The 17,501-nt window shown below is 49.6% G+C and carries 16 protein-coding genes; 13 read left to right on the top strand and 3 right to left on the bottom strand.

Going from position 1 to position 17,501, the window contains the following annotated elements; translation table 11 throughout:
* The first annotated feature begins 80 nt into the window (after nt 1-80).
* From CLV60_RS14385 to CLV60_RS14330, 11 genes are all read left to right on the top strand, one after another.
* Nucleotides 81-1,367 carry a Gfo/Idh/MocA family protein gene (locus CLV60_RS14385; protein WP_106596060.1) on the top strand — a complete coding sequence of 429 codons (1,287 nt, stop codon included), beginning with the start codon at nt 81-83 and terminating at the stop codon, nt 1,365-1,367.
* Between the two features lie 56 nt (nt 1,368-1,423).
* Complete coding sequence (tsaE, locus tag CLV60_RS14380; RefSeq protein ID WP_106596059.1) at nt 1,424-1,855, top strand: tRNA (adenosine(37)-N6)-threonylcarbamoyltransferase complex ATPase subunit type 1 TsaE; 432 nt, start codon at nt 1,424-1,426, stop codon at nt 1,853-1,855.
* A 47-nt stretch (nt 1,856-1,902) separates the two neighbouring features.
* The gene (locus CLV60_RS14375) at nt 1,903-3,129 is read left to right on the top strand and encodes an alanine dehydrogenase (protein WP_106596058.1); all 1,227 of its coding nucleotides are present in this window, start codon (nt 1,903-1,905) and stop codon (nt 3,127-3,129) included.
* A gap of 15 nt (nt 3,130-3,144) precedes the next feature.
* Nucleotides 3,145-3,549 carry a hypothetical protein gene (locus tag CLV60_RS14370; RefSeq protein ID WP_106596057.1) on the top strand — a complete coding sequence of 135 codons (405 nt, stop codon included), beginning with the start codon at nt 3,145-3,147 and terminating at the stop codon, nt 3,547-3,549.
* A gap of 143 nt (nt 3,550-3,692) precedes the next feature.
* Entirely contained in the window at nt 3,693-4,127 is a 435-nt protein-coding gene (locus CLV60_RS14365; protein ID WP_106596056.1) for a hypothetical protein, read from the top strand.
* A gap of 152 nt (nt 4,128-4,279) precedes the next feature.
* A complete protein-coding gene (locus tag CLV60_RS14360; protein ID WP_106596229.1) occupies nt 4,280-5,194 on the top strand; it encodes an ABC transporter ATP-binding protein in 915 nt (304 codons plus the stop codon).
* Nucleotides 5,195-5,233: 39 nt separating this feature from the next.
* Nucleotides 5,234-6,553, top strand: coding sequence for an ABC transporter permease (locus CLV60_RS14355; protein ID WP_106596055.1), 1,320 nt, complete (start codon nt 5,234-5,236; stop codon nt 6,551-6,553).
* Nucleotides 6,554-6,848: 295 nt separating this feature from the next.
* Nucleotides 6,849-9,824, top strand: a complete 2,976-nt coding sequence (locus CLV60_RS14350; protein ID WP_106596054.1) for a glycosyltransferase family 117 protein — start codon at nt 6,849-6,851, stop codon at nt 9,822-9,824.
* Nucleotides 9,825-10,196: 372 nt separating this feature from the next.
* Nucleotides 10,197-11,462, top strand: a complete 1,266-nt coding sequence (locus CLV60_RS14345; RefSeq protein WP_106596053.1) for a DUF6973 domain-containing protein — start codon at nt 10,197-10,199, stop codon at nt 11,460-11,462.
* Nucleotides 11,463-11,855: 393 nt separating this feature from the next.
* Nucleotides 11,856-12,215 carry a hypothetical protein gene (locus CLV60_RS14335; protein WP_106596051.1) on the top strand — a complete coding sequence of 120 codons (360 nt, stop codon included), beginning with the start codon at nt 11,856-11,858 and terminating at the stop codon, nt 12,213-12,215.
* Nucleotides 12,216-12,614 (top strand): hypothetical protein, encoded by a 399-nt coding sequence (locus CLV60_RS14330; protein WP_106596050.1) that lies wholly within the window; start codon nt 12,216-12,218, stop codon nt 12,612-12,614. It begins immediately after the preceding gene.
* A gap of 84 nt (nt 12,615-12,698) precedes the next feature.
* Here CLV60_RS14330 and CLV60_RS14325 read toward each other — a convergent pair whose 3' ends face one another.
* From CLV60_RS14325 to CLV60_RS14315, 3 genes are all read right to left on the bottom strand, one after another.
* Nucleotides 12,699-13,889 carry an endonuclease/exonuclease/phosphatase family protein gene (locus CLV60_RS14325; protein ID WP_106596049.1) on the bottom strand — a complete coding sequence of 397 codons (1,191 nt, stop codon included), beginning with the start codon at nt 13,887-13,889 and terminating at the stop codon, nt 12,699-12,701.
* Nucleotides 13,890-14,014: 125 nt separating this feature from the next.
* Nucleotides 14,015-15,175, bottom strand: a complete 1,161-nt coding sequence (gene dnaJ, locus CLV60_RS14320) for a molecular chaperone DnaJ (RefSeq protein WP_106596048.1) — start codon at nt 15,173-15,175, stop codon at nt 14,015-14,017.
* A 40-nt stretch (nt 15,176-15,215) separates the two neighbouring features.
* A complete protein-coding gene (locus CLV60_RS14315) occupies nt 15,216-15,788 on the bottom strand; it encodes a nucleotide exchange factor GrpE (RefSeq protein ID WP_374755647.1) in 573 nt (190 codons plus the stop codon).
* A gap of 160 nt (nt 15,789-15,948) precedes the next feature.
* Here CLV60_RS14315 and queG point away from each other — a divergent pair, with 160 nt between their 5' ends.
* On the top strand, nt 15,949-16,896 hold the full coding sequence (queG, locus tag CLV60_RS14310; protein ID WP_106596046.1) for a tRNA epoxyqueuosine(34) reductase QueG: 948 nt from the start codon (nt 15,949-15,951) through the stop codon (nt 16,894-16,896).
* 78 nt (nt 16,897-16,974) lie between these two features.
* Nucleotides 16,975-17,388, top strand: coding sequence for a DUF1761 domain-containing protein (locus tag CLV60_RS14305; RefSeq protein WP_106596045.1), 414 nt, complete (start codon nt 16,975-16,977; stop codon nt 17,386-17,388).
* Nucleotides 17,389-17,501 lie beyond the last annotated feature (113 nt).

Here is a 17,501-nt window from a genome sequence, read left to right as displayed (position 1 = left end):
ATATAAGACTCCAATATCCAGTAGAATCACTGACTCCGGTCTTTAAATTAAATTGAATTAGTATAAATTCCTGAAAAAATATGAATGCTAAGCGTCTGAACCGTCGCGATTTCCTGAAAGCAGGTGCCGTTGTCTCGTCTTTTATGATCGTCCCCAGGCATGTGCTCGGGCGCGGATATCAGGCACCCAGCGACATGATTACGTTGGGTTTCATCGGTTGCGGGCGCCAGAGCGGAGGCCTCAGAAACCGCTTTCTCGACACGCAGGAAACGCGCATTATCGCCGCTTCGGATGTATATGCGATCAAGCAGGAAACCTTTGTGGCTGCTACCGATAAATGGTATTCGGAAAAACTCGGGCAGGGCTCGTATAGCGCTGCGGTCGGTTTGAAGGATTTCCGGGAATTGCTTTCCCGAAAAGATATTGATGCGGTGGTGATAGCAGCACCTGATCATTGGCACGCTGCCATGGCTGTACGTGCCGCCGAGGCAGGTAAGGATATTTACTGCGAAAAACCGCTTTCACTGACGGTCAAAGAGGGCCGGGCGATGGTGAATGCTGCCAGAAACCATAATCGGGTGTTCCAAACCGGAAGTATGCAGCGCTCGGCACCGGAATTCACAAAGGCTGTGCAGCTGGTACGAAGCGGAGCCATTGGAACCGTGAAAAAGGTGTATGTCAATGTAGGCGGGCCACCGAAAGTCTGGGATCTGCAAAGCGAAACCAAGCCGGATGGCCTCGACTGGGACTTGTGGATGGGGCCCAATACCATGGAAAGACCCTACAACAATGAACTTGCACCGGCTATGGACGCCAAATTCTGGCCCAAATGGCGTGATTATGTCGAGTTTGGCGGCGGCGGTATGACCGACTGGGGAGCGCACATGTTCGATATTGCGCAATGGGGCTTGAATATGGATGCTGGCGGCCCCAGCGAATTGATTTATTCCGAGCCGGGTAAAGGTTTGATTTACAAATATGCCAATGGCGTGGAAGTAATCCACCGCCCGATGGAGGGTAAGCAGCATTGCCATTTCGTGGGTACCGACGGCGAGGTATTTGTAGCGCGCGGCGAGTTGAAAACTACCCCGGAGCCGTTGAAAGACAAGGTTTTCAATGAGGGCGATGCGGGAGTTTATGTTAGCACAAATCATTATAAGGACTTCCTGAATGCGATCCGGACAAGGAAGCCGCCTATTTGCGATGTCGAAACCGGGCATCGAACGGCGTCTGTCTGCAACATAGGCAATATCGCGTACGGCTTGGGACGTTCGCTGAAATGGGACCCGGTGAAGGAGGATTTTGAAGGGGATAAAAAGGCCAGTCAATTGCTGGGCAGGCCAATGCGGAAAGAATGGAAAGTCTGATGTTGTCGGACACATAAAATTGTCACGGGTTTTTCCAAATTGTGTATTTTTGTAACATGATTGGACAGCCCACGGTTATTCGTTTTAAGGAACTCGACGAGCTAGGAAATGTATCCGAAGCACTTCTGAGGCTTGGTGCAGAAACGCCCGTCTGGCTTTTCGAAGGTCAGATGGGAGCCGGTAAAACGACGCTTATCAAGGCACTATGCAGCCATCTCGGGGTTACAACCCATGTGCAGAGCCCCACTTTCTCGCTGGTGAATGAATATGACGCGGGGGGCAGAACAATCTATCATTTTGATTTTTACAGGATTAAGGACGAAACAGAAGCCCTGGACATGGGCGTGGAGGAGTATTTCGATTCGGGAGACCTTTGTTTTGTCGAGTGGCCGGGGAAGGTGGAGAACCTTTGGCCGCTAAGTTATATGCAGCTGCATCTGGAAGCGGATGAAACTGGCATGAGAATATTGGAAGTCACCAAGGTATAAGAGGTCACATTTAGTTAGTTACAGTTTCACTTTCATTTTGCTAGTCAATGGCACAACCTCACATTACCGGTTTTGAAGAGCTCGCCAAGCAGTCGGTGCTGTACCCCCAGGAATCATTAATGGCTGTCCGGAAGGACCAGAATTCGCTGCATATCGGCTTGCCGAGGGAGGTTTCGTTGCAGGAAAACCGCATTGCGCTCACACCCGACGCGGTCGCGATCCTGGTCAGGAACGGACATGAAGTATGGGTAGAGAAAGATGCCGGCAAAGGTGCCAATTTGTCGGACCATGAATACAGCGAGGCCGGTGCGAAGATTGTTCACAGCCCGGAAGAAGTGTATCAGGCCAATGTAATCCTGAAAGTGGAGCCGCTGGTGGAAGAGGAGTTCCGTTTTGTGAAAGCCGGAACGACGCTCATCTCGGCACTGAACCTCCCTGCGCTGGAAAAGCAATATTTTGAAAAGCTGAATGAACTGAAAGTAACCGGCATTGGCTATGAGCTGATCGAAGACAAGGTAGGAGGGAAGCCGATTATCCGTGCCATGGGCGAGATTGCCGGCAGTACGGTGCTATTGATCGCGGCCGAATACCTTTCGACGCCAAATGGTGGCCGGGGCATTATCCTCGGCGGCATTACGGGCGTACCACCGACCAAAATCGTGATCCTTGGCGCGGGTACCGTTTCGGAATATGCCACACGCGCAGCACTGAGCGTGGGTGCCGATGTGAAGGTTTTCGATAAGCATATTTACCGTCTGCAAAGGCTCAAATACTCGATCGGACAGAATTTGTACACGTCCATTATAGAATCTGAAACGCTGGCCGAGGCCATTGGACGAGCAGACGTGGTGATCGGTACCATGCGTGCAGAAAATGGCCTGAGTCCGATGGTGGTAACGCGTGAAATGGTGTCGAAAATGAAACCGGGTTCCGTAATTATCGACGTCAGCATCGATCAGGGCGGGTCGTTCGAGACTTCGAGGATGACGACGCACAAGAACCCGACATTCAAATACAACGAAGTGATCCATTACTGCGTGCCCAACATTCCCTCGCGCGTGGCGCACACGGCGAGCACGGCGCTGAGTAATGTATTTTTGCCTTTTTTACTCCAAACCGGTACAATCGGAGGTATTGAGGAAATGATTTATGCTAATCGTTGGTTTATGAAAGGAGTGTATTGCCACAAAGGCACGCTCACCAACTCCCACATCGCCCGCAGTTTTAATATGCGTTACAAAGATTTGACGTTGCTGCTGGCGGCGAGAATGTAAAGTAATTATTAATTTATGATCAACAATAGCAATGAAAATGCCTTGATGGACGATGCAAATTCTCCGGATTTGAATCAGAAACTGATGGGTTATATATCGCAGGATTTTATCAAGGTCGCCGACCAGCTGAAAGAAGCCTCATACCAGATCCGTAAACGCGGTTTTTCGGAATATCCGATTTTCGCAGTGACCAACAACGAGCTGGATCTGGGTGTGCTGCTGATCGATGCGAGAGAACTTACAAATAACTATATTTACAAGGCGTCGTACATGCAGGAGTTTGTCGATCGCAAGCTGATCGGGCCGGAATCGGTGCTGCTTTTCACGGAGAATTATAAAAACCCGGAAGAGTTTTGCTGCCTGTTCGCGTTGATCGGCGAATTTTCGGGTTTTGTATACGTGCCTTATCCCGAGGATTAGCGGCTGGATGTAGTTGGGAAAGTTGCGTAAGGCCGCTTAATAAACAGTTGGAACGCTTACTAGGTCGTGGGGATCGGGTTCCTGAATTTTATTTTAGTTTTAGAAATTAATTGTTTGAAATTCAGCTAAAAAATCCCCCGTCTATGGAATCTAAACTACTTCTCGAAAAGGAACTCGAACCCATTTTCCTTCAAAAATTCCCGCCATTCTCCGAGAGCGTCAAAGAATTTCTCGTGCAGTATGGTCCTTACATTATCCTGGTGCTTTCTATTCTCGGAGTATTGGGCTTGCTCACGGCATTGGGCGTAGGTGGTGCGGTTTTGGGGGCCGGGGGGCTTACGGCAGGCATTGCATTCAACGCTTATGTCGGTATTGCACTCGGGATCGTCACGCTGGTGATGTACCTGATGGCGTTTTCGCCGCTCAAAGCGCGTAAGAGAGCCGGCTGGAACCTCCTTTACTATGCCCTTTTGATCGGCCTGATCAGCAACCTGATCCAGTTGAGCATTCTTGGCTTTATCATCGGCGGGATCATCGGTTTCTGGGTGCTTTTCCAGATCCGCGAGAAATACGCTTAAATATTAACCGGCCTGAGCCGTGTAAAGCGGGCGGATTATTCCGCCCGCTTTTTATTTTTGCCATTGGTCAGCCAAATGAGGCTTTTGTACCCGTGAGTGCCGCGACCCGGGAAATTACTTCGCATATTTGCGACTACACCGTTTTTGAGATTATGAATATCATAGAGGTAAGGAACGTCACGAAGGAATATTCCAGCCACACTGCCCTGGACAATGTGAGTATATCCATTCCCAAAGGCTGTATTTTCGGGCTGCTGGGGCCGAATGGGGCGGGGAAGACATCGCTGATCCGGATCATCAACCAGATTACCGGTCCCGATAGCGGAGAAGTATTGTTCGACGGCGTGCCGCTCAACCCCAACCATATTTCCCGGATCGGATATTTGCCGGAAGAGCGAGGGCTCTACAAAAAGATGAAAGTGGGGGAGCAACTGCTCTACCTCGCCCAGCTTAAAGGCCTCTCTCAGAAAGAGGCAATGGAGAAGCTCAAAACCTGGTTCATTAAATTTGATATCAAAACCTGGTGGGATAAAACCATCGGCGATCTTTCGAAGGGAATGCAGCAAAAAGTGCAGTTTGTATCAACTGTTCTGCACGAGCCCGACCTCATTATCCTCGACGAACCATTCTCCGGTTTCGATCCGATCAATGCCAACCTGATCCGTGACGAGATCCTCGAATTGAAACAAAAAGGCAGCACGATCATTTTCTCGACCCACCGGATGGAAACCGTGGAGGAACTTTGCGACCATATTGCATTGATCCACAAGTCGCGCAAAGTGCTCGACGGTGCCAAGAGGGAGATCAAGGAGCAGTTCAAGACGCATACCTACTTTGTCGAATACAAAGGCCACCTCGACGAACTGGACCCGATTTATCAAATCCTGGACCAGAAGATACTGGAAGACGGCTATCTGCGGTCCAATATCCATCTGGATGGCGGTGCCAGTTCCAATGCATTGTTGCTCAATTTGTTGTCGAAAGTCGAGATCCGCGCGTTTGGTGAGAACATTCCTACGATGAGCGATATTTTTATGAAGGCGGTCAATGAAGTACCCGAGGCATAGCCGGGGCGCATTCCATTCACAGTTATTAATCCGATTCCCATGCGAAATATATTTCTGGTTATTAGAAGAGAATACCTGGTAAGGGTCAAAAAGAAGTCGTTTCTGGTGATGACCGTGCTGGGGCCGTTGCTTTTTGTGGCTTTCTATGGGACGGTATTTTGGGCGGCGGTGAGTTCGGTGGACATCAAGACGGTACAAGTGCTGGATGAAAGCGGCTTGTTCCGAAATAAATTCAAGGACTCGGAGACTTTAAAATTCGAGTCGACCAACACGAGTATCGATTCCGCCAAAGCGGCATTCCCCAATAGCGATGCCAATGCGCTGGTTTATATTCCCGCTAATGTGATCCAATCGCCGAAAAGCGTTCGCATTTACGCTGCCAAGAATGTGAGTTTGGAATTGAAATCGGAGATCGAAAAGGTCATCGAGAAGGAAATTGAAGATATTAAACTCGCGGAGGCGGGTATCACCCATAAGATTCTGGAAGATTCACGCGTGAATGTCAATTCTGAAACGATCAGCCTGAGCGAAGAAGGCGAGAAAACCAGTAGCTCCGGTGCGGCTACTGTTATTGGAGGCATTTGCGCATTCCTGATATACATGTCCGTATTCATTTACGGAACGCAGGTTATGCGTGGAATCACCGAGGAGAAAACCAGCAGGATCGTGGAGGTGATCATTTCCTCTGTGAAGCCGTTCCAGTTGATGCTCGGGAAGATCATCGGCGTAGCGTTGGTAGGGCTCACTCAGTTTGTACTTTGGATTTTGCTGACTACCGCATTGACAAGCGCTACATCGGCTGTGATTGCCAGCAAGATGTCGAAAGAGTCGGCACAGATCGAACAGGAAATGAAGAAAGCACAAATGCCGAACCAGGGATTACCGGGCGGGAATGTGGACAATCCGGTGGCGGAAGTACTCGGTGCAGTGTCCAGCCTGAACCTCCCGCTGATCATCGGCTGCTTCCTGTTTTACTACCTGGGTGGCTATTTGCTGTATAGCGCGCTGTTTGGAGCCGTAGGAGCGGCCGTCGATAATGATGCAGATACCCAGCAGTTTATGCTGCCCATTACATTACCTATTATCTTCTCCTTTGTATTCGCCCAATTTGTCCTCCGCGACCCCGACGGTACGCTGGCATTCTGGACTTCCATTATCCCATTCACTTCGCCGATCATCATGATGGTCCGTATTCCTTTCGGCGTCCCGGCCTGGGAAATCGCATTATCGATGGTGCTTCTGGTACTAGGCTTCATGGGTACTACCTGGGTAGCCGCCCGCATTTACCGCGTGGGTATTCTCATGTACGGAAAGAAAGTGAGCTACAAGGAGCTCGTGAAGTGGATATTTTATAAGTGACGGTCGACGACGGACCGCCGACCACCGACGGCTGACGGCCGAATGTGATATAGACGACGGTTTGCTTTTTTTGTCCATGGAAGATAGACGAGGGACCATATCTACGTTGTCAGCGGTCGGCGGTCCATGGTCGGCGGTCCGGGCCGCAGGCCCGTTTAACGTTTTTTAAGATTCGCAAACCGTTGCCGTTGTGGTTATTTTGCTAATTTTGGCCGATCATTGATAGAACTGCTCAAAAAGAGTCGCCATCTTTGCGCATTGTGCATATAACTTTTTCAAATTTACCGTCTTTCAGATGACCCGTTTCAGCCGTACAAACAACCTTACGGGTTGGATTGTCTTTGCTATTGCATTCATCACCTACGCCCTTACCGTCGAACGTACTGCCAGTTTCTGGGATTGCGGGGAGTTTATCGCCTGTGCATTCAAATTACAGGTTCCTCACCCTCCCGGTGCGCCGTTCTTCCTGTTGATCGGCCGTATTTTCTCCCTGTTCGCCATGGGAGATCTGCTGCAAGTAGCATACTGGATCAATATGGTATCGGTGCTGAGCAGCGCATTCACCATCCTGTTCCTCTTCTGGACCATTACCCTGCTGGTTCGCAAACTGGTTGCCAAAAATGACGAAGAGCTGACACAAGCTGATACGCTTCTTGTAATGGGAGCCGGTATTGTTGGTGCATTGGCTTATACCTGGTCCGATTCCTTCTGGTTCTCGGCCGTGGAAGCTGAGGTTTACGGTTTGTCGTCCTTCTTTACAGCCATTGTGATCTGGGCTGTATTCAAATGGGAGCGCATCCAAGACCCTGCGACGGAGAATCGTTGGCTGATCCTGATCGCCTACCTCGTTGGATTATCTATCGGTGTTCACTTGTTGAACCTTGTTACGATTCCGGCGCTTGCATTGGTTTATTATTTCAAGAAGTATCAGAAAGTCAGTGTTTTCGGAGGTATTATGGCTTTCGTTGGCGGTCTGGTAGTTTTGGGGATCATCAACTCCGGTATCATCCCGGGCTTGCCGAGTGTTGCGGGTAAATTTGAGATATTCTTTGTAAATACTTTGGGATTACCCTACAAATCAGGGGTGATCTTCTTCATTATATTGTTCATCGGCGCGCTGATCTGGGGAATCCGTTTTTCCCAAAAGAAAGGCAATGTGCTGTTGAATACCAGCTTGCTTTCACTGGCATTTGTATTGATCGGCTACGCCAGCTACCTGATGGTACTGGTACGTGCCGAGTACAACCCGCCGATCAATGAAAACAACCCGAATGATGTATTAAGCTTCGTATCTTACCTGAAACGCGAGCAATATGGCAGCCGTCCGTTGTTGTACGGGCCGTCGTTCGTCTCACGCCCGGTAAGCCAGAAACGCGGTGCGCCGATGTACCGCAAGCAGGATGGCAAATACGTCATTTACGACTACCGTCCGGAGTACGAATACGAGCCGGGCGCAAATATGCTGTTGCCGCGTATGTACAGCACGCAGCCGGGACACCCGCAATTGTATATGCAAATGACCGGTCTGGCAGAAGGTCAGAAACCAACCATGTCGCATAACCTGTCCTTCATGTTCTCGTACCAGATCGGGCATATGTACTGGCGTTATTTCTTGTGGAACTTCGTAGGTCGTGAGAGCGATGAAGAGGGCGCAGGTAACATGACGCCGTGGGACGTTTCCACCAAATACCCTGAGCCTATCGCTCATAATAAGGCGCATGATAATTACTATATGCTGCCGTTCCTTCTCGGCTTGTTCGGTATCGTGATCTGCTATTTCCGCCAGAAGCGCGACCTCCTCGTGTTGGGTCTGTTGTTCATCCTGACAGGCGTGGCGTTGGTGGTTTACCTCAACTCTCCGCCCACCGAACCGCGGGAGCGTGACTATATTTACGTGGGTTCATTCTACATTTTCTGTATCTGGATTGGCTACGGCGTAATCGCCATTGCGGATGCGATCAGCAAGTTTGTGAAAAGCGGTACGGCCCGTGCCGGCGTTGCGACTGCATTGGGTCTGGTAGCTCCTGTCATTATGGGAACCAAAGGCTGGGATAACCACAACCGCGACCACCGTTATCACTCGGTTGATTTCGCGAAAAACCTCCTGAACTCCTGCGCACCGAATGCGATTCTTTTCACAGGCGGTGATAACGATACATTCCCGTTGTGGTACGTACAGGAAGTAGAAGGCTTCCGTACTGACGTGCGTGTGTGTAACCTGAGCCTTCTCGGGACCGACTGGTATATCGACCAGATGAAGCGCAAGACTTATTTGTCGGAAGCGCTGCCGATTTCGCTCGACAAGAACAACTACGCATTCGGAAAGAACGATATCGTGCCTTTCTATGAAATCCCAAGCGTAAAAGCGGGTATCAACCTGAAAGAATACCTTGGATTGGTAAAACAAGAGAACAAAGCGATTCAGGTGCCATTGACCAGCGGAGATATGACGTCCATTCTGCCGTCATCGGTGTTGTTCCTGCCGGTGGATGCAGAGGCTGTTAAGAAGATGAATATCATTAAAAGCGACCTCGTTCCATTCGTGAGCGATTCGATCAGCTGGACGATTGGTAAAGGCGATTTGTACAAATCAGACCTGATCATGCTAGATATCATCGCGTCCAACGACTGGAAACGTCCTATTTACTTCTCGTCGACCCTGGGCGGATCGAGCTACCTGAACCTGAAAGAGTACATGCAGTTGGAAGGCTACGCCTACCGCCTGCTGCCGGTGAAAGTGCCGGGAGCGAGCGATGGCTACGTGAATGCGGATGTGATGTATAATAATCTGATGACGAAGATGTTCTGGCGCGAGCTCGACAATCCGAACACTTATTATGACAACACTTATCTCGGTTCACCGGTAGCGACTGCACGTATCGCGTTCCTACGCCTTACCGGCCAACTGATTGCCGATGGTCGCAAGGAAGAAGCGAAAAAAGCCATCGAACGCTCGCTGACCACTATGCCGGACAAGAGCATTCCATACGACCAGTTCTCGGCCAACTTCATCGGTCCATTGTTCGACCTGGGCGAAACCAAAAAAGCGCTTGAAATAGCCGAAACCATGGCAACCCGCGCAGATGAGGTACTGACATGGGCGAAGAACAATTCCACCACGCGCCGCCGCGACAGCAACGTGTACCTGTACATCATGCAAGTGATCGTCCAGGAATGCCGCGACGCGAAGCAGGAAGCCGCCGCGAAGAAATACGAGGCGATTTTCCAGAAGCATCTGGCTGCGTTTAATATGTATGGTGGAGGGCAGTAATATCTAAATAAGATAAATACGAATGGCGGCATTTGCGAAAGCAGATGCCGCCATTTCTTTTTACCTCCTTTTGACGTTTATTAACTTCTTCTACATGCTGCGCGGGAAGTAATTATCAAGCAACGGGATAAGTTAGTTGCCGGTGGTTAGATTTGATCATTTGAAAATGAGATGGTTATGGTAGCTTCTTTCGCTGGATAAATACAGTCTCCCTTCAATTTTGATATTGTGCCCTCCTGCGACGTGAATGTGGCTTGCATATCTCTGCGCGAATCTCAACATTCACAAAAAACAAAACCCCGCCGTAAGCTTGGTACCTGACGGGCGGGGTTGCGGTTTGAGTCAAGTTGTTAACCAAAACCTTTCAAATTTATGAAGAAATGCTCTATCCGGCGCGTGGAGCTGGTGATTGCTTTTGCCTTTGTGTTTGGATGTAAAGACACGGGTGAAAAAGCAAATGTGTTACCCTCCGACGACTTCACGGTCGGACAAGCTCAGAAATGGTATTCTGACTTTCGCAAATCATCCCGGAGCGTCGGGCAGCCTGATGACAAAGTGATTTGGGGAGCTGCGACGCAGCGGAAAGTGGCGGAGGACGATGAAATCGTGGTAGCGCCGGTGTTATCGGGCAATTTTCTCGGTTGCCGCATTAAAGACGGCCGGAAGGACAAACGTAAGCCCGATGAGGAAAATGTGGCCGGAAGAATCCACCGAAGCCTTATTGTGCGCAAGGTACGCGGGAAGATCGAAGCCATAGAAATGCGGACGGTATTCGATGCGGATTACGAGCCAAGAGTCAAGAATGGCCAAATCGATCCCGCCAATTTCGAAGGCAAAGTCTACTTCTTCGACATGGACGGGAAGCTCGTCAACGGTTTGATTTATGAAGAAGGAAAGCAGGTAGCCGCATTCGGCCCTAACAAAGGCGGCCGGACTTCTGATATGGTAGAAGTCTGCACGGATTGGTATCATCAGGGTTGTGTGGATGGCTATGGTTGTTCGGGCTGGGTTTATCAGGAGACTACTTGTGAGATGGTGTATGTAAGCGCGGGTTCTAGCGGTAGCGGGACAATCTGGGCGAATTCTCTGGATGTATCGCTGAGCAGCGGAAGTGCCGTGCTATTCAACGAATTAATGCAGTTGCCTTATATATCCAGTTTTTGGGGTGGGATCAATGACACGGAGAAAGATTACTTCTTGAATAGACTGTGGATGATACCACAGGCCGCTTCCGCAACGGCCGCGGCTATGTCCTTCGCAGAATGGTTTTACTGCGATCTTTCGGACGACGGTAACTGGAATGCATATAAGCATGCTGTGTTGTCCGCAATCCTGTGCATGGAATTTGGAGTATCAACTGCTCTTCAAATCACCAATAACCACGAATTGGAGTCGCCGCCGAATCAGATGGAAATGGATTTGCATAATAATGATCTCGGGGTTAAGATCTACAAGAGTATTAGCGCTTCTTTGGCGACTGTGCCTATACACAATCCCGGCCTAAAACTAGCCTTGATAGCGGATACCGCTCTGAAAAAAATTGCGCTTGGGGAGGGTAAAAGACTAATGCCAGTAAACGTGTCCATTGGTACACCTCAAACATTTTTTTGGACAAACGGAGCCAATAGATGTCATTGAGCTATATGAAACAATTTCAAATCGTTAAAAAATATGTGGCTAGCAGGCTGTTTCCAAGCCTGCTAGCCACAGTAACGACCACTGGATGTTTATTTGAAAGAGGAGAATTTCAAATAACGGACGTATCTCAAAACCATTATTTCACGGATTCGGCGTGGTTTCATCCCAGATGCTGCGTGGCAACATTAGTGACTGGTAAGTTGGACGCGCCAGCCCTGGTAGTGGTTCAGAGCTATTTAATTGGTGGACTTAACGATAGTCTGTATTTGCCGAAGGGTAACGTATACGTCAAGTCACAGCAAGATCACTATGTGTATAGGAAAATCGTGATCAAATATTTCCCCGGCGAAGCGAAGAATGGGAGTCTGACAATTAAAACATCAATTTATTAAGATGAAAGGTTTCAAGACGTTTGCCAGCCTGCTGTTCATTGTAGCTACCAGTTGCTCATATGAAGAGGGAGAGTTTTACATCGCAGACGTGTCAAAAGAGCACACATTTACCGATTCTGCTTCGTTTCATCCCGACTGTTGCGTTTCCACTTCCGTGGCCGGAACGCTGGATGCGCCCGCCTTGATAATTGTCGAAGGCTATTTGATTGGAGGGTTTATTGATAGTCTGCATTTACCGAAGGGTAAGGTCAATATTGAGAACTCACACGGAGATTTCTATGGGTATAGAAAAATTGCTATCAAATACTTTCCCTGCGAAGCGAAAAAGGGGAATCTGATAATCAAAACATCGATCTACTAAATGAAATGGAGAAGTTTATTCAACGCGGATAATGTAGCCAAATTGATCATCGCGTTCTTCATCGGCCTGGCATTCTTCCTGCTAATGTGGCCGTACTGGATGGAAGACGAACGCGTATTCGAAGTTGCCGATCCTTCTCAGGCGTATATGTTTGAGGATTCTTCCCGCTCACGGCATGCCGACGTCGTAGAAGCGTCCATCACCGGACATTTAGACGGTACGGCCAGGGTAGAGATATATTATCCGGATACGATTCACCGGGTGTGGACTTTTGAGCTTCCAGCCGGGCGCATCGATTCATCGGGCCGTTGGGATTTCTATGACAGGGAGGTTCGGATTGACTATATTCCCGGAACGGCTAAAAAGGGTCATCTAACAATCAAGACAAAGGTCTTTTAAACCACCAACGGCCCGGATGATTCCGAGCCGTTGGTGGTTAGTTAGAATGTGTTGGCTACTGTTTGAAGTTCAAATGCACTAGCATTACTCCACCTTCACCCTAACCCAAACCAACCGGTGATCGGAGCTCGACTCCCGCTTCTCTACCAGCTCCGCCATCGGTTCACCTTTCGCGGGCCAGAAAACGCCGCTGTCGATGATTTGAAACCCCTTGCGCGAGGGTAGCACATAATCCGCGCGCATGCGCCAGAATGCGGTGTGATTTTTGGCAAATGCATTGGTGGGCGAATGCTCTGCACCGCCTTTGCTTGCGGGAGCCGTGTTGCCGTTTACAGCCGGATTCGCGAGGAGCTGGCGGATGCCGTCCGGGATGGCGTTGCCTTCGTCAGGAGAGGCATTCTGATCGCCTAGGATTACGAACGAGGCGCTTGTGGCGAGGCCGCCTTTTTTGCCTTTGTCGTCGTAAATGTAGTTGCCTTTACCAGCGGTGATATAGTCGTTCCAGAAGCGGATCTCGTCGTGGTTGCGCTTGCCGTTGCGGTCCTCTTTACCGTCGAACGAGGGTGGAGTAGGGTGGCTGGCGAGGACGTGGATGGTTTTGTTGCCTACTTTTACCGGGATATCCCAATGCGATTTAGAGGAAAGCGGGAACTGAGCCCAGGCTTCCGGAGCGTACCAATCGGCGCCGTCTTCGGTAGTGGTTTTTAATGCATTGGGCATGTCCTTCCATTTGAAATGCTGGAATGTCCGTATCGCTTTGGTGTCGATCGGAAAGCGCGATAGGAGTACCATTCCGTATTGGCCGGGATAGTTGCCGAATCCCCAGGCATCGGAGCCGAACTGCTCATTTTTGCCGTTTCTGTCGAGGTCGTAAGGAGTCGGTTGGCCGGTATTGACGGTCGAATAATAGTAGTAAGGATAATCAATGCCTTTTGCGCCATTCGAATCCTCTTTCAGGTAGGTCTTTACAAACTGCGCTGCACCTTCCTGTGGATTTTTGATGTAATCGAACTCGTTGAGCAGAATCACATCAGGGCGGACGGTTTTGATGATCTGAGCAATGTTTTTGATTTGCTGGTTTGAGCCGGAAGCGAGTTCTTTAATCAAGACCTTCTCGGAGTTCCCCGGGGTGCCTCGTGGAATGTAGTTTTCGGCTTCCATACTCACATTGTAAGTAGCAAATGTGATTTCGGCAGGCGTGGTTTGCGCGGCAACAAGTCCCGGACAGGCGAGGCCCGTGCAAAGCCATGCGCCGGTAAGCAATAGAGATTTCATTTTGTAATGTTTTTGGTTATTGAATGATCGATGATGAGTTGCGGCTCGCCGCTATTGGTGTCAAGCAAAAAGAGCCGCTCCGGTTAAGAAGCAGCTCTTTTGGAATATTTATTGAACAGGCATGATCAATGGAAGAAATCTTTCATTTTATCAAAAAAGCCTTTCTCATTTTTGCCCGGCTTTGGCTGGAAGTTCGGTGAGTGACGGAGCGATTCAAGTGTTGAGCGCTCGTCCGAAGTCAGCTGCTGAGGTGTCCATACATTAATATGTACCAGCTGGTCGCCTTTTCCGTAACCATTCAGGTCTTTGATACCTTTGCCTTTGAGGCGAAGAATTTTGCCCGCCTGGGTTCCCGATTCAATGTTAATGCGTGCTTTGCCGTCAATGGTCGGTATTTCAACCGAAGTCCCGAGCGCCGCGTCGATAAAGCTCAGATGCATGTCGAATACGACGTTGTTGCCGTCTCTTTTAAGCAATGCATCCTCCTCTTCTTCGATCACGATCAACAGGTCGCCTGCGACGCCCCCGCGTGCAGGAACGTTTCCTTTGCCCGACATCGAGAGCTGCATGCCTTCGGCCACACCGCCCGGAATATTGAGCGTGATCAGGTCGTCTTGCAACAAGCGGCCCTCGCCTGCGCAGGAGTCGCAACGTTCGCTGATAATCTTGCCATCGCCATTACAAGTAGGACAAGTAGCGGTTGAAACCATCTGGCCGAGCATGGTGCTCACCACTTTGCGCACCTGGCCGGTTCCGTTACAGCCATTACAGTTGGTCAACGACGTGCCATTTTTAGCACCGTTGCCACCGCAGGTATTACAGGTAACGTGTCTTTTTACCTTGATCTTCTTCTCAACCCCGTTCGCAACCTCTTCAAGGTTCAGTTTCAGCTTAATCCGAAGGTCGGAGCCTTTGCGAACCCTGCGGCCATTTCCGCCCTGACGGCCGAAAATATCGCCAAACGGGCTGCTATCTCCGAAAATATCCCCGAATTGCGAGAAAATGTCGTCCATGGAGAAACCACCGCCGAAACCGCCTGCTCCGCCGCCCGAGGCACCGCCAACACCGGCGTGCCCGAACTGATCGTAACGCTGGCGTTTGTTCTCGTCGCTCAGAATGCTGTACGCCTCTGCCGCTTCTTTGAACTTGTCTTCCGCCGTAGGGTCGTTGGGGTTTTTGTCCGGGTGGAACTTGATCGCGAGCTTGCGGTAAGCTTTCTTGATTTCATCCGCGGAGGCGCCACGATCCACGCCAAGGACTTCATAATAATCTCTTTTCTTTGCCATTTTTAATTACTGATGTATCCTGTAAGGAAGGTTGAGAGCATTAGGCGCCTACGATTACTTTGGCGTAACGAATGACCTTGTCGTTCAGGTAATATCCTTTTTCAATTTCATCAATCACCTTTCCTTTCAGATCTTCCGACGGTGCAGGAAACTGCGCGATGGATTCGTGGATTTCAGCGTCGAAGTCGGCCCCTTTCGATTCCATGGCTTTCAGGCCTTTGGATTCGAGGGCTTTATACAATTTGGTGTAAATCAGGTCCACACCTTCTTTCAATGCTTCGATATCCGTAGAAGAATCAAAAGAAACCTTGGCGCGTTCGAAATCATCGACAATCGGGAGGATGAGCTTTACCGTATCGGCGCTCGCTCCGGAGATCATTTCCAGTTTCTCCTTGGCAGTGCGGCGGCGGAAGTTCTCAAAATCTGCGTAAAGGCGCAGGTATTTGTCTTTCAATTCAGCGATTTCAGCCTTTGCTGCGGCTAACGGGTCGGCTTTGGGAGCCTCACCGGTAATCTCCTGACCTGCATTGTCCAGAGGTACATTGTTGGAAATTTCGGAATTTTCTTCGTTTACCAGATTGTCAGTTTCCAATGAAGCTTTATCCTCGTTCATTTCGTAATTTTTGTCTTGATCTATGTTGAATTCTGTATTTTCCGGCATGATTCTTCGCAGTTACGTGACTTTTGCCACAGCCATATTTCCCCTAAATTACTTTGCCACGGCTAAATTACTGACAAGATGGCATTTTACAATCAATTTGTAACTTTGCAATATGACGGCAGCAGATATCGTAAGGCAGGAGAGGAGTCGGTTTATCAAGGCGAAGGCACTTGAAAACGGGTTCGATTTTTGCGGTATTTCAAAAGCGGAGTTCCTCGAAAGTGAGGCCCCTCGCCTCGAAAAATGGCTGTCGCTCAACCACCACGGCGCGATGGCCTACATGGCCAATCACTTCGACAAACGCCTCGATCCCACCAAACTGGTCGAGGGTGCGAAGAGCGTCATCTCCGTATTATTAAATTATTACCCCGAAGAACGCCTCCCGGAGGGCGACGACGATCTCAAACTTTCGAAGTATGCCTACGGCACCGATTACCATTACGTTTTAAAAGAGAAGCTCGGTGCATTACTCACGGCCATTCAGGATGAGGTAGGCGAAGTGAACGGCCGCATTTTTGTCGATTCGGCGCCGGTAATGGACAAGGTATGGGCTGCGAAAAGCGGACTTGGGTGGATTGGCAAGCATTCGAATCTCCTCAACCGGGAAATGGGTAGCTTTTTCTTCATTGGGGAAATTATCTGCGACCTCGACCTTGCACCCGACAGTGCCACCGGCGATTACTGCGGCACCTGCACCAAATGCATCGACGCCTGCCCGACAGATGCCATTACCGGCCCGTTTGTCGTCGACGGCAGTAAATGCATCAGCTATTATACGATTGAATTAAAGGATGCGATACCCGAGGACGTACGGGGAAAGTTCAGCAACTGGATATTCGGTTGTGATGTATGCCAGGATGTTTGTCCGTGGAACCGGTTCGCCCGCCCGCACACAACCCCGCAGTTCAATTTGCCGCAGGAGCTTGCCGGTTTTTCAAACGGCGACTGGCAGGAAATTACGGAAGAGGTTTTTCGCGAAATATTCCGCCGGTCACCCGTAAAAAGGGCCAAATACGCCGGTTTAAAGCGGAATATCGAATTTGTTATATCCGATGGATAAAAAGCACAATTATATCTGAAACATCTTATATTTGGGCCGGGGAGTTCCTTTCGATGACTGAATAAAACACTCAATACAATGAGAAAACAATCTGTCAATCTTTGGGCCGTGCTAGTATGCGTAGTGATAGGTCAGATAGTACCAGCGTTGTGGTACAGCACATTTTCAGAACAATGGATGGCTTTGAATGGCTTCACGATGGAGCAGATTAAGTCAGCCACCAGCCCAATCCCTTATCTTGCCAGCATTGTCTCCACCTCCTTCATGGCCTACACCATGGCCTGGGTATTCACCAAAGTCCCCGTCAAATCCCTCGTCATGGGTTTCCTTATCGGATTGTTGTTCGGAATCGTCTTTGTCTTGTTCGAGACGATCGTTAAGGACATGTTTTCGATGCGTGCATTGGCGCTCTCGCTGATCAACGGCGGCGTGAGCGTGATCGTGTATGCACTCACGGGTGCCATCCTGGGCGCGTGGCGGAAGTACGAGTAGTTGCATTTTTCTGATCTTGCTTTTTTACTAGTTGACGCCACGGGTAACCTGTCAGGTGTAGTACTTCTTTGTAGTCGTAATCCCGGTTTTGGGCGACAATTCAACGGATGTTC

The sequence above is a fragment of the Dyadobacter jiangsuensis genome, from assembly GCF_003014695.1.
GTDB lineage: Bacteria > Bacteroidota > Bacteroidia > Cytophagales > Spirosomataceae > Dyadobacter > Dyadobacter jiangsuensis.
The sequence above is the reverse complement of the archived record's forward strand: the minus strand, read 5'-3'. Positions and strand labels throughout refer to the sequence as shown.